This is a genomic window from Flavobacterium sp. (assembly GCF_044369455.1).
Lineage (GTDB): Bacteria > Bacteroidota > Bacteroidia > Flavobacteriales > Flavobacteriaceae > Flavobacterium.
Genome location: NZ_JBIPLW010000001.1, coordinates 157455 through 177718 on the forward strand (window position 1 = coordinate 157455; position 20264 = coordinate 177718).

Genomic DNA, 20264 nt, shown 5'->3' on the forward strand with positions numbered 1-20264 from the left:
TTTTTGCGTAATTATATTATGTGAAAATAGTACAGTTTCCGTTAACGAAGATTTTTATTGGATTTCTATTTGGGATACTTTTATTTCGAATAGTGAGTAGTAATTCTGTATTCGTATTTATCGCAGTAACACTTAATCTAATCGGATTATTTGTGTTTTATTTTTACAGTCAAAAGCATAATTCTATTAGCTATGTTTTTGGCTTTTTTGTTGTTTTAACTTCAATCTTAACGGGAATTTCTACAGCTTTAATTCATAAGGAAAACCGAAGCCAAAGCCATTATATCAATCAAATTAAAGATTATGAAAAACCTCATAAGATGCATTTATTATTGGTTGAAAAATTAAAAAACAATGCAAAAAACAACCGCTATGTTGGCCAAATAAAAATACTTGATGGACAGAGCAGTTTTGGAAAAATTATTTTAAATATTTCTAAGGCAAATAGGATTACAAATCTAAAAATTGGAGAACTGCTACAAGTAAATGGAACCATTTTTAAAAATAGAAATCCACAAAACCCTAATTTGTTTGATTATGGAAAATATCTCGAAAATCAAGAAATATATGCTCAGGTTTATACTAAACATAAACAAATTACAGTTGAAAATTATGAGTCAAGCTTATGGGCAAGTTTTTCCAATTTTAGGGAAACTATTATCTCAAACTTAGAACATTCTGATATTTCGAAAGAAGAACTGAATGTACTAAATGCATTAATTTTAGGGCAACAACAAGACATTTCACCCGAAACACTTAAAGATTATCAATATGCTGGTGCGGTACATGTTTTATCTGTTTCTGGATTACATGTAGGATTCATTTTACTCTTTATTACCTTTCTACTAAAACCAATCGGAAACTCAAGAAAAGGTTCACTATTTAAATTATTGATTATCGTTGTATCGCTTTGGGCTTTTGCTGTTTTGGCTGGTTTATCTCCGTCAATAGTACGTTCTACCACAATGTTTTCATTTATTGCAATTGGGGTTCATTTAAGAAGAACCGTTACTATTTATCACACGTTACTGGTCTCAATGCTCTTGATTTTATTATTTAAACCTTCTTTTTTGTTTGATGTTGGTTTCCAATTAAGTTATCTCGCATTGTTTTTTATCCTTTGGTTACAACCTATTTTGTCGAACATTTGGTCGCCAAAAAACAAGATTATTAAATATATTTGGAATATTATTACCGTTTCCTTTGCCGCTCAAATTGGTGCTATGCCATTAAGTATTTACTATTTCCATCAATTCCCTGGATTATTTTTTATAACTAATTTGCTTATTCTTCCTTTATTGGGAATAATAATGGCCGTTGGAGTTGTTGCTATATTAATTGCCACTTTTGAAACTGTTCCTGTTTTTATTGCCGTGCCAATTGAATTTCTGATTAAACTTCTTAATGAAATTATTCATTTGGTAGCTTCAATCGACAGCTTTGTCATAAAAAACATTTCGTTTTCAAAAGAAATGCTTATCGGTTCTTATCTCGTTATTATTCTAGTGATTCTTTGGATTAAAAAGCCTGAATTTAAGCAACTTGTTTTCGTTTTTTTGAGTGTAATCCTTTTACAAAGTATCTTTATTTTTCAAAAAAAGGAAACCTTAAACAAGGAAGAATTAATTGTGTTCAATTACAAGAAAAACACACTAATTACGGAAAGAAACGGTGACGGTGTAACCGTATATAGTAATGATAGTCTATTAGAAAACACTACAAACGATTTAGTAATACAATCCTATTTAGTTGGTAATTTTTGTCAAATCACAAATAAAAAAAAATTAGAAAATTTCATGTATTTCAAAAACCAAAAAGTGTTGATTATTGATAGCATGTGTATTTTTCCTAAGAAAATAAACCCTGATATTATAGTAATAATACAATCCCCAAAATTAAACATTCAACGCTTACTTAACGTTTACAAGCCAAAAGAAGTTATCGTTGACGGATCTAATTACAAGAGTTATATTCGGTTATGGGAAGCAACCTGCAGAAAAGAAAAAATCCCTTTTCACAATACTAATGAAAAGGGATTTTATAAGCTTTAATTTGTTGTATAAGCCGTTTTTGTGGGTTTGTTCGCTAAAATTTTATCAGCGGCAGCTAACCATGCTGATGGTCCACCGGCAAGATACCCTGTACTTCCTATTTTTTCAAGATTAATTTTTCCGGCTTTTTTTGAACCACTTACGAACCAAACTGTTGGATAACCTTGTACTTGAAAAGTTTGTTGCAATTCTGCATTTTGTTTTTTAATTTCGGGCTGTTGTGGTGTACTTCTTGGAAAATCTAATTCAACAAGAACGACATTGTCTTTTGCCCATTTTGCAAATTCTGGTGTTTTGAATACTTCCTTTTGTAAACGTATGCACCATCCGCACCAATCACTTCCTGTGAAAAATAAAAATAATGGCTTTTTAGATTTTTTAGAAATCTCTAAAGCTTTGTTCATATCCGTTTGCCATGTTAGCTCTTGTGCTTGTATTGTTAAGGAACCCAAGACTAAAAATAAAGTAATTGCTATTTTTTTCATTGTTCTAAATTTTTTTCAAATATAACAAAAAGAATGCCAAATAAATGTCATCTATCTGACACCATGCATGAATTTTTTAATTATTGGTGACATTAGTATAGACAATAAGGCAACTGCCACAGAAATAATTGTTAATAGCCAAAAGAAATAACTTAACCCATGCTCATTGGCTATGGCATCTATATTTTCGCCAAAAATTCCTGCTCCTTTCATACCTATGGCTACCGCTAAATACCAAACTCCAAACATAAATGCTATCATTCGAGCGGGCACTAATTTACTTACGTAAGACAATCCAACGGGTGAAATACACAATTCTCCCATCGTGTAAAAAAGGTATACTAAAATAAGCCAAATCATACTTACTGATGCCGTTTTTGCTCCTGGTTCAATTCCTGTGGCTCCTATTGCAACACAAGCCATTCCTATGCCAAGAAACAACATTCCAATTCCATATTTTACGTTGGCTCTTGGATTGTACTTACTTTCCCACCATTTAGAAAATAAAGGTGCCAAAGATATAATAAACAAAGAATTTAAAGTAGAAAACCACGTTGCGGGAACTTCGGTAAGAGGCACTGATACTTTATCAATTTTCAATAATACTAGTGTGCTATCTGAAAAAGATACTATTCCAGCAGTATAAAAATCTTTAAGCAACATCCAAATAGCAATACTCCAGATGATAATAAAACTTAAACTCAAAATTAAACTAGCAACAGCATATTTTTTAAACGTTTGTTTAAACATCTTCAACATTAACCAAGTAATAATAGCTAAAGGTAAAATAGTAATCAAAGAATTGACAACTAGGAAAATAGTACTCCAACTTCCTTGTAAAACCCTATCGGTATAATCCTTTGCAAAAATAGTTAAACTATTAGGTGATTGTTCAAATATGGCCCAAAAGAAGATTGCTAAGAAAGCAAAAAAGGTCACTGCCACTAATTTTTCTCTAGTGATTTTAGAATATTGTGTAAATCGATAAATCAATAAAATGATAAAAAGAACTAAGGCAGTCAAAATTGCAATTGCATTTCCATTACTTCCCAAAAATGCAAAGACATCGATTTCCCCTTTTGATATTTTAGATGCTGGCGCATTGATTATCCATAGTAAACCTAAGGTAACCGAAATGCCAATAACAATTAATTGCCAAGCCGTAAAGGGATTTCTTTTATCATCATCTAAAGCTTCTTTTATTGCTTTGCTTTCCTTATTCGGTTTTAGTCCGATGTCGCCAAAGATGCTTTGAGACAACCAAAATTGTATCATTCCGAAAAACATAAAAATTCCGGCCAAACCAAAACCATAGCCCCAGCCTACTTTTTCTCCCAAATACCCACAAAGTAAAATCCCAAAAAATGCTCCGGCATTAACACCCATGTAAAATAAGGTGTACGCTCCATCTTTTTTCTCAGGTCGGTCTTTGTACATTTCAGAAATAATAGAAACCATATTGGGTTTGAAAAATCCGTTTCCGAAAACTAGTAAAACCAAACCTAAGTAAATTGAAAAATGAGTTTCAACTGCCATAGCAGCATGTCCCATAGTCATTAGTAATGCCCCAAGCATTACTGCCCAACGGAATCCAATAACTTTATCCGCAAAATAACCGCCAAGCATGGTTGATAAATAGACTAATCCAACATACGACCCAAACAATGCTGAAGCATTTTCTCGGGTCCAAGCCCATCCTCCATCAACTACAGATGATGTTAGAAATAAGATTAACAAAGAGCGCATTCCGTAGAATGAAAATCGTTCCCACATTTCTGTAAAAAACAAAACGAATAATCCTGAAGGATGCCCTAAAACAGTACTTTTAAAAAACTGATCGGTTGAATTTTGATTCATATAAATTGGTTTATTTAACGCCTTGCATTAGTTTTTTAACGAGTGGAGAAATCAGTAATAAAATCACTCCAGCAATCAAAGCATATATAGCTAATTGGTAATATCCATCAGCATATACATTTAATTTATCCTTGTTGGTTGCATTTTCGGAGGCTTCTGCAATGTTCGCCCCTAACAATCCTGCGAAATATTGTCCGTAAGCACTAGCCAAAAACCACATACCCATAATAACTGCTTGCGTCTTTTGTGGCGATAATTTGGTCATGGCGCTCATCCCAATTGGTGATAGACACAACTCCCCGAATGTAATGATGAACCAACCGAAGGTAAAAATCCCTAATGAAGTTCTTCCGTTTAAGTCGGCAAAGAACTTAGTGTAATAGAAAATCCAAAAACCGGCGGCAAGAAATAAGAATGCCAGTCCGAATTTGATCACAGTATTTGGCTCAATTTTTCTTTTAGCCATCCACAACCAAACCAATCCAACTAGGGCTGCAAATCCTATTACAAAAAATGAATTAGCAGAATTATTAACTCCATTTGGACTTAATTGAACCCCTAAAATTTCGTTATTCAAATTATTTGCTGCGAATAAACTCAAAGAACCTCCACTTTGTTCAAAAAATGCCCAAAAGAAAATAGAGAAAATAATAAATACTAATGCAGCCAATAATTTTTTGTTTTCTACAGCTGAGAAATTCTTCATTTCATAAAACAAATACAGTATGGATGCAGGCCCAATTATCATCATAAAATAATCGGTATAAATCGTATTGGCAACCATTACAATAATTACCGGAATGATTAATAGCGAACCCAAATAAGTTACAATTTCTAATTGTTTTCTTTTTGAATCCAATACATCTTTTAGAGGTGATAATCCAATTATCCCAAGACTTTTTTGTGTTTGGGTAAAGGTTAAGAGGCTAATTATCATTACAACAGCGGCAAATCCGAATCCAACATTCCAACGAAGATTTTCAGGAACTAATGATTGCCATAAAGAGCCTTCTGCTACAGCGATACAAATATATCCTCCTATAAGAGCTCCGAGATTAACTCCCATGTAGAAGAAAGAAAAACCAGCATCCCTTCTTGGATCGTCTTCTTTGTATAATTGCCCTACCATGGATGAAATATTTGGCTTAAAAAAACCAGTTCCAACAATGGTAAATCCAATACCTATAAAAAAGAAATTTTTGGGATCGATAGCAAGAATAACACTTCCAATAATCATCAGGATTCCTCCCCAAAAAAGTGACTTTCTTAACCCTAAAATTTTATCAGCAAATAATCCTCCTATGAACGTAAAAGCGTATACCCAAGCTTGCGTTGCGCCATATTGCAGGTTAGCTGTTTTTTCATCCATTACCAATACGTTAACCATAAAAACGGCTAACATACCACGCATGCCGTAAAAACAAAAACGTTCCCACATTTCTGAGAAAAATAAATACCACAATTGCTTTGGGTATTTACCCTTAAAATTTTGAATTTGATCTAAAGTCAGATTTTGTTCCATTTGTGTTTAAAATTTAAAAACCTCCAAGGCAAATTGGAGGTTTGAAAGATATAAAATTATTTTTAAAGATGACTAGCGAACGCCATGCATCATTTTTTTCAACTTAGGCGTTAATGCCATCAGAATTACAGCTGCAAGTCCGGTAAGAATTACAAACACCATAAAGAATTCAAAAAGGTTATGAATTTCAAAACCAGCAAAATTAGGATAATGGTCAGAAATTTGATTGTCTGCCAAAACTTTTAATTGTTCAGCTGTTGGTGTGATTTTTTTATCAAGAACAGCCTGCAAATCAACTCCAAGTTCAGAGGCTTTTTTAAACTTATCTCCAGTTGCTGGTAAGATAGAACCCAAAGTACCAGCTAATGCGTATCCTGATGCGTTTGATAAAAAGAACACTCCATACAATAAAGAAGAGAAACGTTTTGGAGATAGTTTACCAACTAATGACAAGCCAATTGGAGATAAGCACAATTCTGCTGCGGTTTGAATTAAATATAAAAGGATTAACCATTTGATAGCTAATAATCCGCTATTACCCAAATCTTTTACATTATAAGCAATGATAAAATAACTTAAGGCAATCAATGCTAAACCAACGGCTTGTTTAACAGGAGAAATTGGCTCTCTGCCTTTACTTCTTAGATAATCCCAAAGCATGCTAAACGGAACTGCAAAAGCAACAACAAATAACCCGTTAAAAATTTGTACCATCGATGGTGGCATGTTGTAGCCAAAGAAGTTTCTGTCGCATTGATTGTCGGCAATAAAAGTTAATGAAGAACCTGCTTGCTCGAATGCAGCCCAGAAGAAAATCACAAAGAAGGCAACAATATAAATAACCAAAATTCTATCTCTTTCTACTTTAGTTAAAGAGGAATCGGAGATAATTAATCCAGCTAATGTAATACCACTTGAATAGATTACAGTGTATATCCAGTTTTGATCGACTACGTAGTGAAAAATAGCTCCTAAAACGAAGAAAGAAACAACAGCTCCAAGCAAAGCTTTTTGAGAGAAAACAGCTTTTTGAGATTCACCTTCTTCATAATCATCAGAAATATTATGTTTTGGCAAACCACCAAGAGGTCTTCCTTCTGGAGTAATTACATATTTGTTTTTTAAGAAGTAGAACACGGCTGTTCCTATTAACATTGCCATTGAGGCTGCTAGGAATCCCCATTTAAATGCGTGAATGTCTCTAATTCCATCGGCATCTTTTACATCACCTACAATTGGGCAAATTAATTGACCTAAGAAAGCACCTAAATTAATTCCCATATAGAAAATAGTAAAGGCAGTATCTAGCTTTGATTTTTCTTGTTTAGGATACAAACTACCTACCATACTTGAAATATTTGGTTTGAAAAATCCATTACCAAAAATGATAATTCCCAATGCTGACCACATTAAGGTGTTTGCCAAACTAATATTTGAACCAAATACAGAAGCACTAAAAAACAATAAAAATTGTCCCAATGCCATCATTAATCCACCCAATAAAATACAATTTCTATTTCCGAAAAAACGGTCAGAAATGAACCCGCCCAACATAGGTGTTAAATAACAAAGTCCTAAGAAACCTCCATAAATTAAAGAAGCATCTTCTTCCTTCATCATCAAAGAATTTACGAGGAACAAGGTTAAGATAGCTCGCATTCCGTAGAAGTTGAACCTTTCCCACATTTCTGTTCCAAATAATACCCAAAGTCCTTTTGGATGCCCTGTTTTTACTGCTGTTTCACTCATTTTTTATCGTTTTAGTTTGGTTTTGAATAGTTTAATTTTCTTTATAAAAACTGTCAATTTTAGTGAAAAATTTACAATTAACAGCACTTTTTTGTGTTAAATGCAATTTTTAAAAAATCATTACTTTAGAAAAAGATTGGGAATTAGATTCTTAGAAACAAAAAACCCATCAACTTTTCAGCGATGGGTTTAAGTGGTACCTCCAGGAATCGAACCAGGGACACATGGATTTTCAGTCCATTGCTCTACCAACTGAGCTAAGGTACCTTTTTAATGCGGGTGCAAATATAGGACGATTTTTAATTTATCCAAAACAAATGCTAAAAAAAAACTATTCGTAACTTTGACACTTCAAAATAGTATTATGCTTTTAACTATAGACGTTGGAAATACCCGAATCAAAGCTGCTGTCTTTGAACAAAATAAGATGGTTGAAATTATTATTTTTACGCAAGAGGAACTGATTTTTCAAGTAGAAAATATTCTAAATCGGTTTGATAAAATTCAACATGTAGCTATTTCTAGTGTTGGAACTATTTCGGAAGAAGCTTTTTTAACACTAAAACACAGAGTTGAAATCCATTTTATGACACATCAAACTAAATTCCCTTTCAACAATTTATATGCTACGCCAACTACATTAGGTATCGACAGAATGGTTTTAGCAACTGGTGCAACACTTCAATTTCCAAATCAAAACCGATTAATTATTGATCTTGGGACTTGCATAACCTACGATTTTATTGATGAAAACGACAATTATCATGGTGGTGCTATTTCTCCTGGAATTCGATTGCGTTATGAATCGTTACATCATCAAACAGAAAAATTGCCCTTACTAAATAAAAAATATCCTGATAACTTTATTGGAAATTCCACTCAAGAATCTATTCATTCTGGAGTAATTAATGGTGTGGCTTTTGAAATAGATGGCTTTATTGAACTTTACGCAACTCAATACGCTAAATTTATCATAATTTTAACGGGTGGTGACTCAGATTTTTTGGCTAAGAGATTAAAAAATACCATATTTGCCAATTCAAATTTTCTGCTTGAAAGTTTGAACCAAACATTTCAATACAATCAAAAATGATTAAAAATATTATAGTAAACATCTGTTTACTTTTTTCATTGGCAATTTTTGCACAAGAAGGCACATCCTCTCCTTATTCATTTTACGGAATTGGTGATATTAAATTTAAAGGCACAGTTGAAAACCGCTCCATGGGGAGTATCTCAGTTTTTCCAGATAGTATCCACATAAATATTCAAAATCCAGCTCATTTTGCAAGTTTAAAATTGACCGGTTTTAGTATTGGTGGAACCTATGCCAATACAAAATCCATTACTGAAACACAGGAAGCTAAATCCAGAAGAACATCACTAGACTATTTGGTTGTTGGGTTACCGGTTGGAAAACTAGGTATAGGTTTTGGGCTTATGCCATATTCTTCTGTTGGGTATAAAATAGGAAATGTAACTGACATTAGAGATAGCAACAATACTATTATACGCAGTGAGTTTTCACGATATAATGGAATTGGTGGCGTTAACAAAGTTTTCGTTGGTATTGGATATCAGCTTACAAAGAAAATAAACATTGGCGCCGATATTCAATACAACTTCGGGTCGATCGAAACCAGTAATTTGGAATATCAATCTGATTTGCAATACGGCTCTAGAGAAAATAACACTTCTGACTTAAGTGGTGTGAATTTTGATTTTGGATTAACATATCAGACTAAAATAAACTCAAAAAATACTTTTTTTAGCAGTTTGTCTTATACCCCAGAGTCAAAACTAACACTAGGGAATACTCGTGATATTCAAGTTATAGAACTTTTATCCACAAGTGCAGTAAGAGTAATTGAAATACAATCAATACCGATAGAGGACACTACAATTAAACTCCCGTCAAAACTTTCTATAGGTTCTGGCTTTGGTCAAGTTAAAAAATGGTTAATTGGTGGTGAAATTAGTTTTATTCAGAACAGTGTGATGTCAAATCGTTTTAATGATATAGAAGATTCCGTTTTTGAAAATTCTATTCGTTATAGTTTAGGTGGCTATTATATTCCTAATTACAATTCCTTTTCTAAGTATTACAAAAGAGTTGTATATCGTGGTGGTTTACGTTATGAAAATACTGGTCTAGTACTTCAAAACAAATCAATTACTGATTTTGCAGGTACTTTTGGATTAGGACTGCCTTTAGGTGGAACTTTTTCGAACATAAATATTGGTCTTGAAATTGGCAAACGTGGCACAAAATATAATAACTTAGTAGAGGAAAACTACGTCAACATTAGCGTAGGTTTATCTTTAAGTGATAAATGGTTTGTGAAACGTAAATACGACTAAAACTTTTACATTATGAAGGTAATTATATTTTTACTTGGAATTTTGTTTGTTACCCATAGTAATGCTCAAAAAATAGATTGTACTTCAAAAACAAAGGCCTATCAGGAATTCCTTCAAGCAAAAAAAATAACTGAATCATATGATATTTGGAATGACGTTCGGAAAAATTGTCCGAAAGAAACAGAAGCCATTTATATTGATGGAATTCAAATTTTACAGTACAAAATTGACAAAGCAAGCCAAGAAGAAAAAGAAAAATCAGTTCGCGATATCGTAAAACTTTATGACCAATACAATACGAACTTCCCAGTAGCCATTCCAGATTTTGAAATTAAAAAGGCTATGGCTTTAGTCACAAATAAAATTGATTCCAAAGAAGAAATTTTTTCTTTATTAGATAGTGGTTTTGCCAAAGCATCCCAAAATGTAACTGATGCCAATGCTATATATACCTATTTTAGTATGTGTTGTGAAAGATTTAATGATGGTGATAAAAAAATTACTCCAAATTTAGTTCTAGCAAAATATACTTCCCTCAATACTATTCTTAATAAACTAAAAGGATTGCAACCTGAAAATATAGAGTATAAAACTGCTCAGAGAGCTATAGATGAATTAATTAAAGACATCGCAACTTGTGAAAATTTAGCAGATTTTTATACTAAAAACTATGCTGAAAATATAGAGAATAATGATTGGATAACTTCTGCTTTAGTTAGTCTTTCTGGTAATTGTGCTGCCAAACCTATCTTTCAAACTTTAGCTGAAAAGCTTTATTCCATCAAAGTAACTCAACAATCAGCGTATTTCATGGCGTTGGCAAATATCAAACAAAGAAGATTTCCAGAAGCCATTAAATTCTATAACGAATCAGCAGAATTACAAAACAATCCAACAGAAAAAGCCAAATTATTTTACACTCTTGCAACTGGCTTATTGGCTAACGATTTCCCTAAATCAAAGGAATATTTAAACAAAGCATTGGTAGCTGACCCGAAAATGGGGAAAGCTTATTTGTTTTTAGCTCAACTTTATGGTAACGGATCTAATGACTGTGGAAAAACCGATTTTGAAAAAAAAGCGGTTTATTATCTCGCAATTCAAACAGCTCAAAAAGCGGGAATTGTTGAGCCACGATTAAAACCAACTGCTGATAAAATGGTAGAAGATTTTGCTCAAAAAACACTTTCACCATCGGAAATATCTAAAGCCAAAATGAATGGAAAAACCATAACCATTGGATGTTGGATTAATGAAACCATTACCTTTCCTGTCAAGTAATGAAATTTTTAACTAAAAATAGCGTCTTTTTATTTTTAACTTTTTTTAGCTTAGTAATAATGGCTTGCGAAAGCAATTTTCGTGATGTTCAGAAAATGGGTTTTGCAGCCTTTTCCCCAAGTGGTGATGCCGATGCAATCAATTTAAAATATACCGATTCTGGCAGAATTACCGCTACTCTTATTAGTCCAAAAATGTTGGATTATGCCACTGTAGAATACCCATTTACCGAATTCCCAAAAGGAATCCATTTAACACTCTTTGATAAAAACGGCAAGCAAACCTATATTGACGCCAAGTATGCAGTATCACATAAAACTACCAATCTAATCGATTTGCAAAACAACGTAAAAATATCGAATCAAAACGGTGAAATGCTTGAAACGGAGCAATTGTACTACGACCAAAAGAATGAATGGTTTTATACCGAAAAAAAGTTTAAATTTACCTCATCTAAAGGAGTTTCTTATGGAGAAGGAATTGATTTTAGCAAAGATTTCAAAAAAGTAAATTCACAAAAAATATCAGGAGAAATTCAATCTGAATAATAACTATGAACTATTTAAAATTTACCCAATACGCTTATTTACTTGCTGGAATTCTATTTACAATTAATGCATTCGTAGAATGGAGCTCTCATCAAAGCTACACTATCAGCGGCATGTTTGCTGCTGTTTGTCTTTTTCTTTTTTTCTTTAGAAGAAGATTTGCTAAAAAATTTGAAGAAAGAAATAAAAAACCCTAATTCATGGAAATCGGAGTAATCATTCTATGCTTGATACTTTCCGCTTTTTTCTCTGGAATGGAAATCGCCTTTGTTTCCTCAAATAAAATTTATCTTGAAATTGAGAAAAAACAAGATGATTTTATTTCTAAAATTTTAACAAAACTTACTCAAAAACCATCTAAATTCATTGCCACCATGCTTGTTGGCAATAATATTTCAATGGTTGTCTATGGCTTTTTTATGGGCGATTTGTTAATGCGTTGGTTTGAAAGCGTAGGCCTTACTCTCACTCCTTTTTCTAATTTATTGTTACAAACGACGATTTCAACGTTGATTGTTTTGATGACTTCGGAATTTTTGCCAAAGGTATTTTTTCAAATTTATGCCAACAGTTTTATCAAAATTTTTGCAGTACCAGCCTATTTTTTCTACAAACTTTTTTATTACATTTCTTCATTTTTGATCTGGATATCGGATTTTGTATTGCGAAAATTCTTCAAAACAGAAGGCGACCAAATTAATCTTTCATTTAGCAAAGTAGAATTAGGTAACTATATTTCTGAACAAATGAATTCTGTTCAAGACCACGAAACTGTAGACTCAGAAATTCAGATTTTTCAAAATGCTTTGGAATTTTCGGGAGTGAAAGCTAGAGATATTATGACGCCGCGAACTGAACTGGTTGCCGTTGATTTGTATAGCTCTGTGGTCGATATAAGAGACCTTTTTATTAAAACTGGATATTCTAAAATTCTGATTTATATTAATACACTTGACGATATTGTGGGTTATGTTCATTCATTTGAATTGTTTAAAAAACCAAGAAGTATTAAGTCTATTATGATTCCTGTCGAATTTGTTCCAGAGACAATTTTAATCAAAGATGCTATGAATTTGTTAACCAAAAAACGAAAAAGTGTCGCTGTGATTTTGGATGAATATGGCGGCACCTCTGGAATTGTAACTATAGAAGATATTGTCGAAGAACTGTTTGGAGAAATTGAAGATGAACACGATTCCGACGAAGAATTAATTGAAACGAAAGTAGATGAAGTAACGTACCTTTTTTCGACACGACTAGACGTAGAATACCTCAACGAAGAATACAAACTCAATATCCCTGAAAATGATTCTTATGGAACTTTAGGTGGATTCATTGTAGATTTTTCTAAAGAAATTCCACAAAAAGGACATCAAATTAACATCGGTAACTTTCAATTTATCATTGAAGAAGCGACAAATAAGAAAATCGAATTAGTAAAAATGACCGTAATGGATTAATTTCTCGTAAAAATTCCACATTTAAACGAAATTATGAGGTTGTGTGTTTTGTTATTAGACATATAATTGTATTTTCGCAAACTGAAATAAAATTAACAAAAAATAGAAATGGCAGTTTTATCAAAAATTAGAAATCGTTCGGGATTACTTTTATTAGCAATCGGTTTTGCTTTATTGGCTTTTGTAATACAAGATTTATTTAACAGTGGAATGAAAAGCGTCTCTACTGATGTAGGTTCTGTAAATGGCAAAGATATTTCTTTTGACGAATTTAGAGTTAAAGTTGCAAATACAGAAAAAAATGCTCAAGGTCAGAACATGACTTCTATGCAAGCTTCAAATCAAGTTTGGAGTCAAGAAGTAAACATAGCGTTACTTGCAGCTGAATTTGAAAAACTTGGCATCAGAGTAGGTGAAAAACACATTCTTGAAGTGTTGAAAGCAGACCAACGATATGCTCAAAACCCATCGTTTTTGAATGCAGTAGGTAAATTTGATTTAAACAAGTTTAAGGATTATTTCAAAGCAATTCCAGAAGGGATAAAAATGTTAAGAGAGGAAGAGAAAAATGCTGAGTTAAACGCAAAATATCAAATCTATAATTCTTTGGTAAAAGGTGCTATGTATACTACTGCAAGCGAAGGAAAATTCAAATACGAATCCGAAACCAATAAAGTTAACTTTGACTTTGTCATGGTGCAATATGCATCCATAAAAGATAGCGATGTAAAAGTAACCGATGATGAAATCCTTGCTTACATGAAAACCAAGGAGAAAAAATTCAAATCGGAAGAGTCACGTGAATTGGATTATGTTTTAATTCAAGAAAAACCATCTGCTCAGGATGAAGCTGAAATTAAATCTAACATTGATAAATTACTAACTACACATGTAGAATTTAAAGATGGTAAAAATGATACTATTCAAGGTTTCAAATTGGTAACAAACAATGGTGATTTTGTAAATGCAAATTCAGATGTTCCTTTTGATTCTACTTACATTGCTAAACAAGATTTACCTGCTGCATTTGCAGATCAATTGTTTAACTTACCTACTGGAGAAGTTTTTGGTCCCTATATGAAAGAGAACTACTATTGTATATCAAAATCTTTAGGCAGAAAATCGGGTGCAAAAGTAAAAGCAAGTCATATCTTAATTAGTTGGGAAGGAACACAAGTTCCAAACAAAAAAGAAAAAAGAACTAAAGAACAAGCCAAAGCTAAAGCAGATGGTTTGTTAGCTCAAGCGTTAGCTAATCCCGGAATGTTTATGATGTTAGCCATGTCAAATTCGGATGATTCATCTGCTAACCAAGGTGGTGATTTAGGCTATTTTGCTCCTGGGCAAATGGTTAAACCGTTTAATGATTTTGCTTTTAATAATCCCGTTGGAAAAATTGGATTGGTAGAAACGCAATTTGGTTACCACATTATTAATGTAACTGACAAACAAGATGCTGTTAAATTAGCAACCATTGCTCAAAAAATTCAACCATCTGAAGCTACAAATGACAAAACTTATACAGAAGCAACTAAATTTGAAATGGACGCTGCAAATAAAGATTTTGCTGCTTTAGTAAAACAAAAGAAGTTAACTTCAAATCCTGCAGTGAGAGTAAAAGCTATTGACGAAAGTTTTGGATCTATAAGCAATCAAAGACAAATCGTGAAATGGGCTTTTGAAGGCGATACCAAAATTGGGAGCGTAAAACGTTTTGAAGTTGTAAATGTTGGTCACGTCATTGCTAAACTAAAAAGCATTAATGGAAAAGGGTTAATGTCTGTAGATGAAGCAAGACCACAGGTTGAAAACATATTGAAAAACAAAAAGAAAGCTGCTAAAATTATTGCCAAAATGAAAGGTGCGTCTTTAGATGCTATCGCTGCTACTAATAAAGTAACTGTAGTGAATGCTATTGATTTAACTATCGAAAATCCAAACGTTCCTGGTGCCGGTTTTGAACCTAAAGTAGTGGGAAATGCATTTACTTCTAAAATTGGTCAGCTTTCAAAACCTATTGAAGGAAATGCTGGTGTATTTGTAGTAAATACGAAAGCGGTAACAAAAGCGCCAAAAATTCAGAAATATGATGAGTATGTTACAAAAATAAAACAACAAGTAACAAACTACTCAGGAAGAGTTATGCCAGCGTTGAAAAACGATGCTGATATTCAAGATAACAGAGCAGAGTTTTATTAATAGTACCACTTATCAAATAAAAAATCCTGTTTAGTTTAAGCAGGATTTTTTTGTTTAAAAGATACGTAGTGTTATTATTTGTCGTTCCGACGAAGAAGGAATCTCATATACAAAAGCTATCATAATGTGATTCCTCCTTCGTCGGAATGACAAAAGTGTGTTTTTTTTACAGATAAGTTGATCGTATTCTACCTATTTTATTGGTCAGATTTACTTTTAACTTGTTATAATCATTGATGGTTGCTTTTAGTTCTTCTAAATCATTTTCAGCTTCATTTGCACTGTAACTATTCATCAAATCCATAATTAATTTATTGATTAGGTATTCTCTCAACGAAACAATAGTTTCAGAAACATATTGACTTACATTTTGATTTTTACTTTTTACATATATATTTTTTGCCTCCCAGTTATGAAGTAACTCTTTTTCTTCTAACATCAAAATATCGGTAACTACTTGGGAATGTTCTGGCGATAATTGCATCAAATAATGTTCAATATTAAATGACTCGTTTTGATTATAATATTCAATCAAATCGTTGTAGATTTCTTTGAATAAAGGATTAGCCAATTCAACTTCGTCTTCATGTAAACTCAAATAAATCCGTTGATGAACTCTAACAGTATTGGTTTCTTTCTCTTCTATCATTTCACCTTCTTCATTCGCTTTCAAAATAAAATCATCAAAATCAGCTTCTTGAGAACCATAAAGCAATAGCATTTCGATAATCTTACGTTCTAATTCAAATTTAATATCTACTTCAAAAACAACTTTTATATCATTAGGATTGTCTTCTACTTTACGAATTCCATCAGCATTTTGGCTCTGCTTTAACTTTTTATTTAAGTCATCTTTGTTCTTTACATCAATTTGTTTTAAAGTATTTAAAAGAACCTGTTCCGAAACATCCATTATTCTTGAACATTCTCGGATATAAGATTCTCTACTTATTGTGTTATTAATTTTAGAAATACTCACCACCATATCGCGAATCAAATCGGCTTTTTTGATTGGGTCATTATTCGCTTCATTCATCAATAATGAAGCTTTGAACTGAATAAAATCTTTGGCATTATTTTCTAAATAAAAAACCAAATCTTCATACGAATTTTTTCGAGCAAAACTATCGGGATCATCGCCATCAGGGAAAGTACACACTTTTACGTTCATTCCTTCTTCCAAAATCAAATCGATACCACGAATGGAAGCTCGAAGTCCAGCAGCATCACCATCAAAAAGTACCGTGATGTTTTTGGTCAATCGATTAATTAATCTAATTTGATCGGGAGTTAAAGCGGTACCCGAAGAAGCAACGACATTCTCAATTCCGGCTTGATGCAATTGAATTACATCAGTATATCCTTCCACCAAATAACAATTATTTTGTTTGGCAATGGCTTGTTTGGCATGAAAAATTCCGTAAAGCACTTTGCTTTTATGATAGATTTCGCTCTCAGGTGAATTGAGGTATTTGGCTGCTTTTTTATCATTGGTTAAAATTCTACCTCCAAATCCTAAATTTCTACCCGACAAACTTTGAATGGGAAACATCACTCTTCCTTTAAAACGATCAAAATGTTTGCCGTCTTCTCTAGTGATGGTTAATCCAACTTTTTCTAAAAATTCTAATTGGTACCCTTTAGACAGTGCTTCTTTTGTAAAAGCGTCCCATGTTTCGGGTGAATAACCTAATCCAAATTTGGCAATAGTTTGATTGGTAAATCCTCTTTCTTTAAAATAGGTTAATCCAATGGCTTTGCCTTCTTCAGAATTTAAAAGTGTTTCTTGAAAATAGGTTTTGGCAAATTCAGAAACCAAATACATGCTTTCTTTTTCATTGGCCTCCATTTTATCTTCTTGAGACGTTTCGGTTTCTTCTATTTCGATATTGTATTTATTGGCCAAAAACCGAATGGCTTCCGGATAGGTAAAATGCTCATGCTCCATTAAAAAAGTCACCACACTTCCGCCTTTACCCGAACTAAAATCTTTCCAAATTTGTTTCACAGGCGATACCATAAACGAAGGAGAACGTTCATCCGAAAACGGACTCAATCCTTTGTAATTACTTCCGGCACGCTTTAGTTGGACGAAATCGCCAATGACTTCTTCCACCCGCGCAGTTTCAAAAACTTTATCGATGGTTTCTCTAGATATCAAATCTTTAGTTTAAAATTGTTTAAGGGTTTAAAGTTACAAAGTTTTTCTATTTAAAAACCCTGTCAGGGTTTTAAACTCTGACAGTGTTAAATACTTACCCAACAACACTTAAACTGCCTGTCTGCCGACAGGTAGACGCTCAGTGTGACATATAAGAAATTAATTTTAATTAAAATCGAATCTTACACCAAGAGAGATGTTATTTTGGTCGATAGCATTGTTTTTAAACAACGGATTTAAATCGTATTTCAAATACAAACTTGTTTCTTTATACCCAATATAAGTGCTAACTCCATAAATAAAATCATTCACATTGAAATCTCCTTTTTCTTTAGAAGAGAATTCATTACCATCAATTTCATAGCATAATTTTTGTTTCGATTTTACTCTAAAACCAGCGTAACCGCCAATTCCGAAACGAACGCTTTCATGGGTTCTGAAAATTTTCTTTCCGTCTTTGTCTTTAGCCTTTGTAAAATCAAATTCTAAATGAAGCGGCACGGTTAAATACACATTTCTGAATCGCGAGTCTTTCAAATTTACCGTACTGGTTTCCAAATTAGTTTGATTTCCGTTTACTACGAATAAGCGATTATCTGTTGGACGTAAATTATTATACATTAATGACATTCCGTATTTCAAATGCAATAAGTTATCGTTTTTAAAAAGTCGTGTATTCGAAGTAAAACCCCATTCATAGAAGTGCGAACCCCAATATCTGAAATCGGAATGAGCCACTGCTCTATCCGTAACTAAATTGTTTACTCCGGCTGCGAAAACAAATTGAGATGTAGTTCTTCTTTCGCCTCTACTTTTTCTAATGGAATCTTGTTTCTTATCTACTTTAATTCGGATTCCATAAACATACCCGTATTTATCATTGATTTTCCCATCTACTTTTTGCTTAACCAACTCTTTCAATTCGTCTTGGGCTTGAGCTATTCGGGTTTCGATATTTTTAGAACGCGTTTCAGCCAATTTCATTTTTTTCTCATCGGCTTGAGCCTTGGTAATGGTGCCTGCTTCCAATTCTTTGTTCACGGCTTCCAATTCGATTTTTAAAGCCGATTTTTCTTCTTTGGTAATAAGTTCAATCTTGTCGGAAATAGCTTTGACACGGTCTTCAAAAGTTTCTTGTGCAGATAATTTACTTGCGATTAGGCATGCAGTTATGGCTAAATAAATAATAAAATTTTTCATGATGTTTGTGATTTATTTTTGATTAATGATTCGTTATTCGTTATTTCTGTTGGCCAGAGCCACTTTAACTTCTTTATAATTCTTGTTTATTTTGGTAATAACTTTTTCTCTAAACGTTTGTTCCACTTCGCCATCTACTTGAGAAAGTAAATTTTTAGCATCGACTTTTACCCCTGATTTTTGGTTGGTGGATTGTTTGGCAACTTTATCTAAACCGGCTAAAAGCGCTTCGTCTGATTTAGCATTGTTATACCCTTGAACAACAATTTCTTTTCTTGTTTCGATTTTTGGTAAGTCTTTTAACGCAACATCTTCAGTTATTACATATTCTATTTTTTTTTCTTTGATGATTTGATTTTGATTACTGTTCGTTTTTTGAATTATTATTTCTTGATTATTGATTGAAACCCCTTGATGATTCGTTATCGGTTGTCGGTTGTCGGTTGTTGGTTGAACATCCGAAGTTGCTACTTCTTCATTTTCTTGTTTATCTTTAGTACTTGGAATTTGGAATTTGGAATTTGGAATTTCTACGTTGTCTTTTTTAATTTCTGTTCCAACAACTGCGTTTTGAGTTTTGATTTTGGTAGTGTTTTGATTGAACAAAAGCAAACCAAGTGTTACGAAAACCAAAACACTGGCAGCAATTCCAATAAAAGAAAAGGAAAGAAAAAAAGAACGCTTTGTTTTTTTTTCTTCGGCTATAGTAAGCATAGCATCTAATCTGTCCCAAGCTTGAGGTGAAGGTTGAATTTCTCTGGCATTCAACTTTTCTCTTATTTGGTTTTCAACATTATTCTGTTCCATTACTGTAATTTTTTAATTTAATAATAGTGTCTTGAAGCATTTTGCGGGCATGAGACAACTGCGATTTGGAAGTTCCTTCATTGATACCGAGCATTGAGGAAATTTCCTGATGTTTGAATCCTTCGATACAATAAAGATTAAAAACCATTCGGTAACCGTCGGGTAAATTGTCAATTAGAAATTGAATATCTTCAACAGCGAATTGGCTTTCAATGTCGTTATGCCGTTCTTCGAAATAATTCTCGTCATCAATAAACGTTACTTTTTTCTGAACTCGGATATAGGATATGCATTCGTTAATCATTATTCTTCGTATCCAACCCTCAAAACTTCCTTTATGTTCAAAGTTTTTTAGATTGGTAAACGATTTCATAAAAGCGGTAATCATCACGTCTTCAGCCAAATGCAAATCCTTTATGTACTGTCGGCAAACGCTCAACATTTTTGGGGAAAATTTAGAATATAATTTATGTTGTGCATGTCGATTATTTTCGACAGCCAATTCAATTAATTCTTTTTCTTCTTGATGTAAGTTGATTATTTTCATAGTAAATGTCAAAATTCAATTGCAATGTCAAAATTC

16 protein-coding genes and 1 tRNA gene are annotated in these 20264 nt (G+C 32.7%); 8 read left to right on the forward strand and 9 right to left on the reverse strand.

Annotated elements, in window-relative coordinates; genetic code table 11:
* Positions 1 to 92 precede the first annotated feature (92 nt).
* A complete protein-coding gene (locus ACIQ2L_RS00705) occupies positions 93 to 2051 on the forward strand; it encodes a ComEC/Rec2 family competence protein (protein ID WP_396155447.1) in 1959 nt (652 codons plus the stop codon).
* On the opposite strand, the gene ACIQ2L_RS00710 is transcribed toward ACIQ2L_RS00705, so the two are convergent.
* The 5 genes from ACIQ2L_RS00710 to ACIQ2L_RS00730 form a co-directional block, all read right to left on the reverse strand.
* On the reverse strand, positions 2048 to 2536 hold the full coding sequence (locus tag ACIQ2L_RS00710) for a thioredoxin family protein (RefSeq protein ID WP_396155449.1): 489 nt from the start codon (positions 2534 to 2536) through the stop codon (positions 2048 to 2050). The genes ACIQ2L_RS00705 and ACIQ2L_RS00710 overlap by 4 nt on opposite strands.
* 51 nt (positions 2537 to 2587) lie before the next feature.
* Positions 2588 to 4393, reverse strand: a complete 1806-nt coding sequence (locus ACIQ2L_RS00715) for a peptide MFS transporter (RefSeq protein WP_396155451.1) — start codon at positions 4391 to 4393, stop codon at positions 2588 to 2590.
* 10 nt (positions 4394 to 4403) lie between these two features.
* Positions 4404 to 5915: a peptide MFS transporter gene (locus ACIQ2L_RS00720; protein WP_396155453.1), complete on the reverse strand. Its 1512-nt coding sequence runs from the start codon at positions 5913 to 5915 to the stop codon at positions 4404 to 4406.
* Between the two features lie 72 nt (positions 5916 to 5987).
* Positions 5988 to 7664, reverse strand: coding sequence for a peptide MFS transporter (locus ACIQ2L_RS00725; RefSeq protein WP_396155455.1), 1677 nt, complete (start codon positions 7662 to 7664; stop codon positions 5988 to 5990).
* 194 nt (positions 7665 to 7858) lie between these two features.
* Positions 7859 to 7931 (reverse strand) — tRNA-Phe (locus ACIQ2L_RS00730).
* A gap of 97 nt (positions 7932 to 8028) precedes the next feature.
* Here ACIQ2L_RS00730 and ACIQ2L_RS00735 point away from each other — a divergent pair.
* From ACIQ2L_RS00735 to ACIQ2L_RS00765, 7 genes are all read left to right on the forward strand, one after another.
* Positions 8029 to 8757 (forward strand): type III pantothenate kinase, encoded by a 729-nt coding sequence (locus tag ACIQ2L_RS00735; protein ID WP_396155457.1) that lies wholly within the window; start codon positions 8029 to 8031, stop codon positions 8755 to 8757.
* Positions 8754 to 10025: a hypothetical protein gene (locus ACIQ2L_RS00740; RefSeq protein WP_396155459.1), complete on the forward strand. Its 1272-nt coding sequence runs from the start codon at positions 8754 to 8756 to the stop codon at positions 10023 to 10025. The genes ACIQ2L_RS00735 and ACIQ2L_RS00740 overlap by 4 nt, the downstream gene beginning before the upstream one ends.
* 12 nt (positions 10026 to 10037) lie before the next feature.
* A complete protein-coding gene (locus ACIQ2L_RS00745) occupies positions 10038 to 11306 on the forward strand; it encodes a tetratricopeptide repeat protein (RefSeq protein ID WP_396155461.1) in 1269 nt (422 codons plus the stop codon).
* Positions 11306 to 11854 (forward strand): LPS export ABC transporter periplasmic protein LptC, encoded by a 549-nt coding sequence (gene lptC / locus ACIQ2L_RS00750; RefSeq protein WP_396155463.1) that lies wholly within the window; start codon positions 11306 to 11308, stop codon positions 11852 to 11854. Before ACIQ2L_RS00745 ends, lptC begins: the two co-directional genes overlap by 1 nt.
* Positions 11855 to 11859: 5 nt before the next feature.
* Complete coding sequence (locus ACIQ2L_RS00755) at positions 11860 to 12051, forward strand: hypothetical protein (RefSeq protein ID WP_396155465.1); 192 nt, start codon at positions 11860 to 11862, stop codon at positions 12049 to 12051.
* Positions 12052 to 12054: 3 nt separating this feature from the next.
* Positions 12055 to 13314, forward strand: a complete 1260-nt coding sequence (locus ACIQ2L_RS00760; RefSeq protein WP_396155467.1) for a hemolysin family protein — start codon at positions 12055 to 12057, stop codon at positions 13312 to 13314.
* A 108-nt stretch (positions 13315 to 13422) separates the two neighbouring features.
* Positions 13423 to 15513, forward strand: a complete 2091-nt coding sequence (locus ACIQ2L_RS00765) for a peptidylprolyl isomerase (protein WP_396155469.1) — start codon at positions 13423 to 13425, stop codon at positions 15511 to 15513.
* A gap of 166 nt (positions 15514 to 15679) precedes the next feature.
* Here ACIQ2L_RS00765 and dnaG read toward each other — a convergent pair whose 3' ends face one another.
* From dnaG to ACIQ2L_RS00785, 4 genes are all read right to left on the reverse strand, one after another.
* Positions 15680 to 17674: a DNA primase gene (gene dnaG, locus ACIQ2L_RS00770; RefSeq protein ID WP_396155471.1), complete on the reverse strand. Its 1995-nt coding sequence runs from the start codon at positions 17672 to 17674 to the stop codon at positions 15680 to 15682.
* A gap of 165 nt (positions 17675 to 17839) precedes the next feature.
* Positions 17840 to 18874, reverse strand: coding sequence for a hypothetical protein (locus ACIQ2L_RS00775; protein ID WP_396155473.1), 1035 nt, complete (start codon positions 18872 to 18874; stop codon positions 17840 to 17842).
* Positions 18875 to 18907: 33 nt separating this feature from the next.
* Positions 18908 to 19681: a hypothetical protein gene (locus tag ACIQ2L_RS00780; RefSeq protein ID WP_396155475.1), complete on the reverse strand. Its 774-nt coding sequence runs from the start codon at positions 19679 to 19681 to the stop codon at positions 18908 to 18910.
* Positions 19668 to 20228, reverse strand: coding sequence for an RNA polymerase sigma factor (locus ACIQ2L_RS00785; RefSeq protein ID WP_396155477.1), 561 nt, complete (start codon positions 20226 to 20228; stop codon positions 19668 to 19670). The genes ACIQ2L_RS00780 and ACIQ2L_RS00785 overlap by 14 nt, the downstream gene beginning before the upstream one ends.
* Between the last annotated feature and the right edge of the window lie 36 nt (positions 20229 to 20264).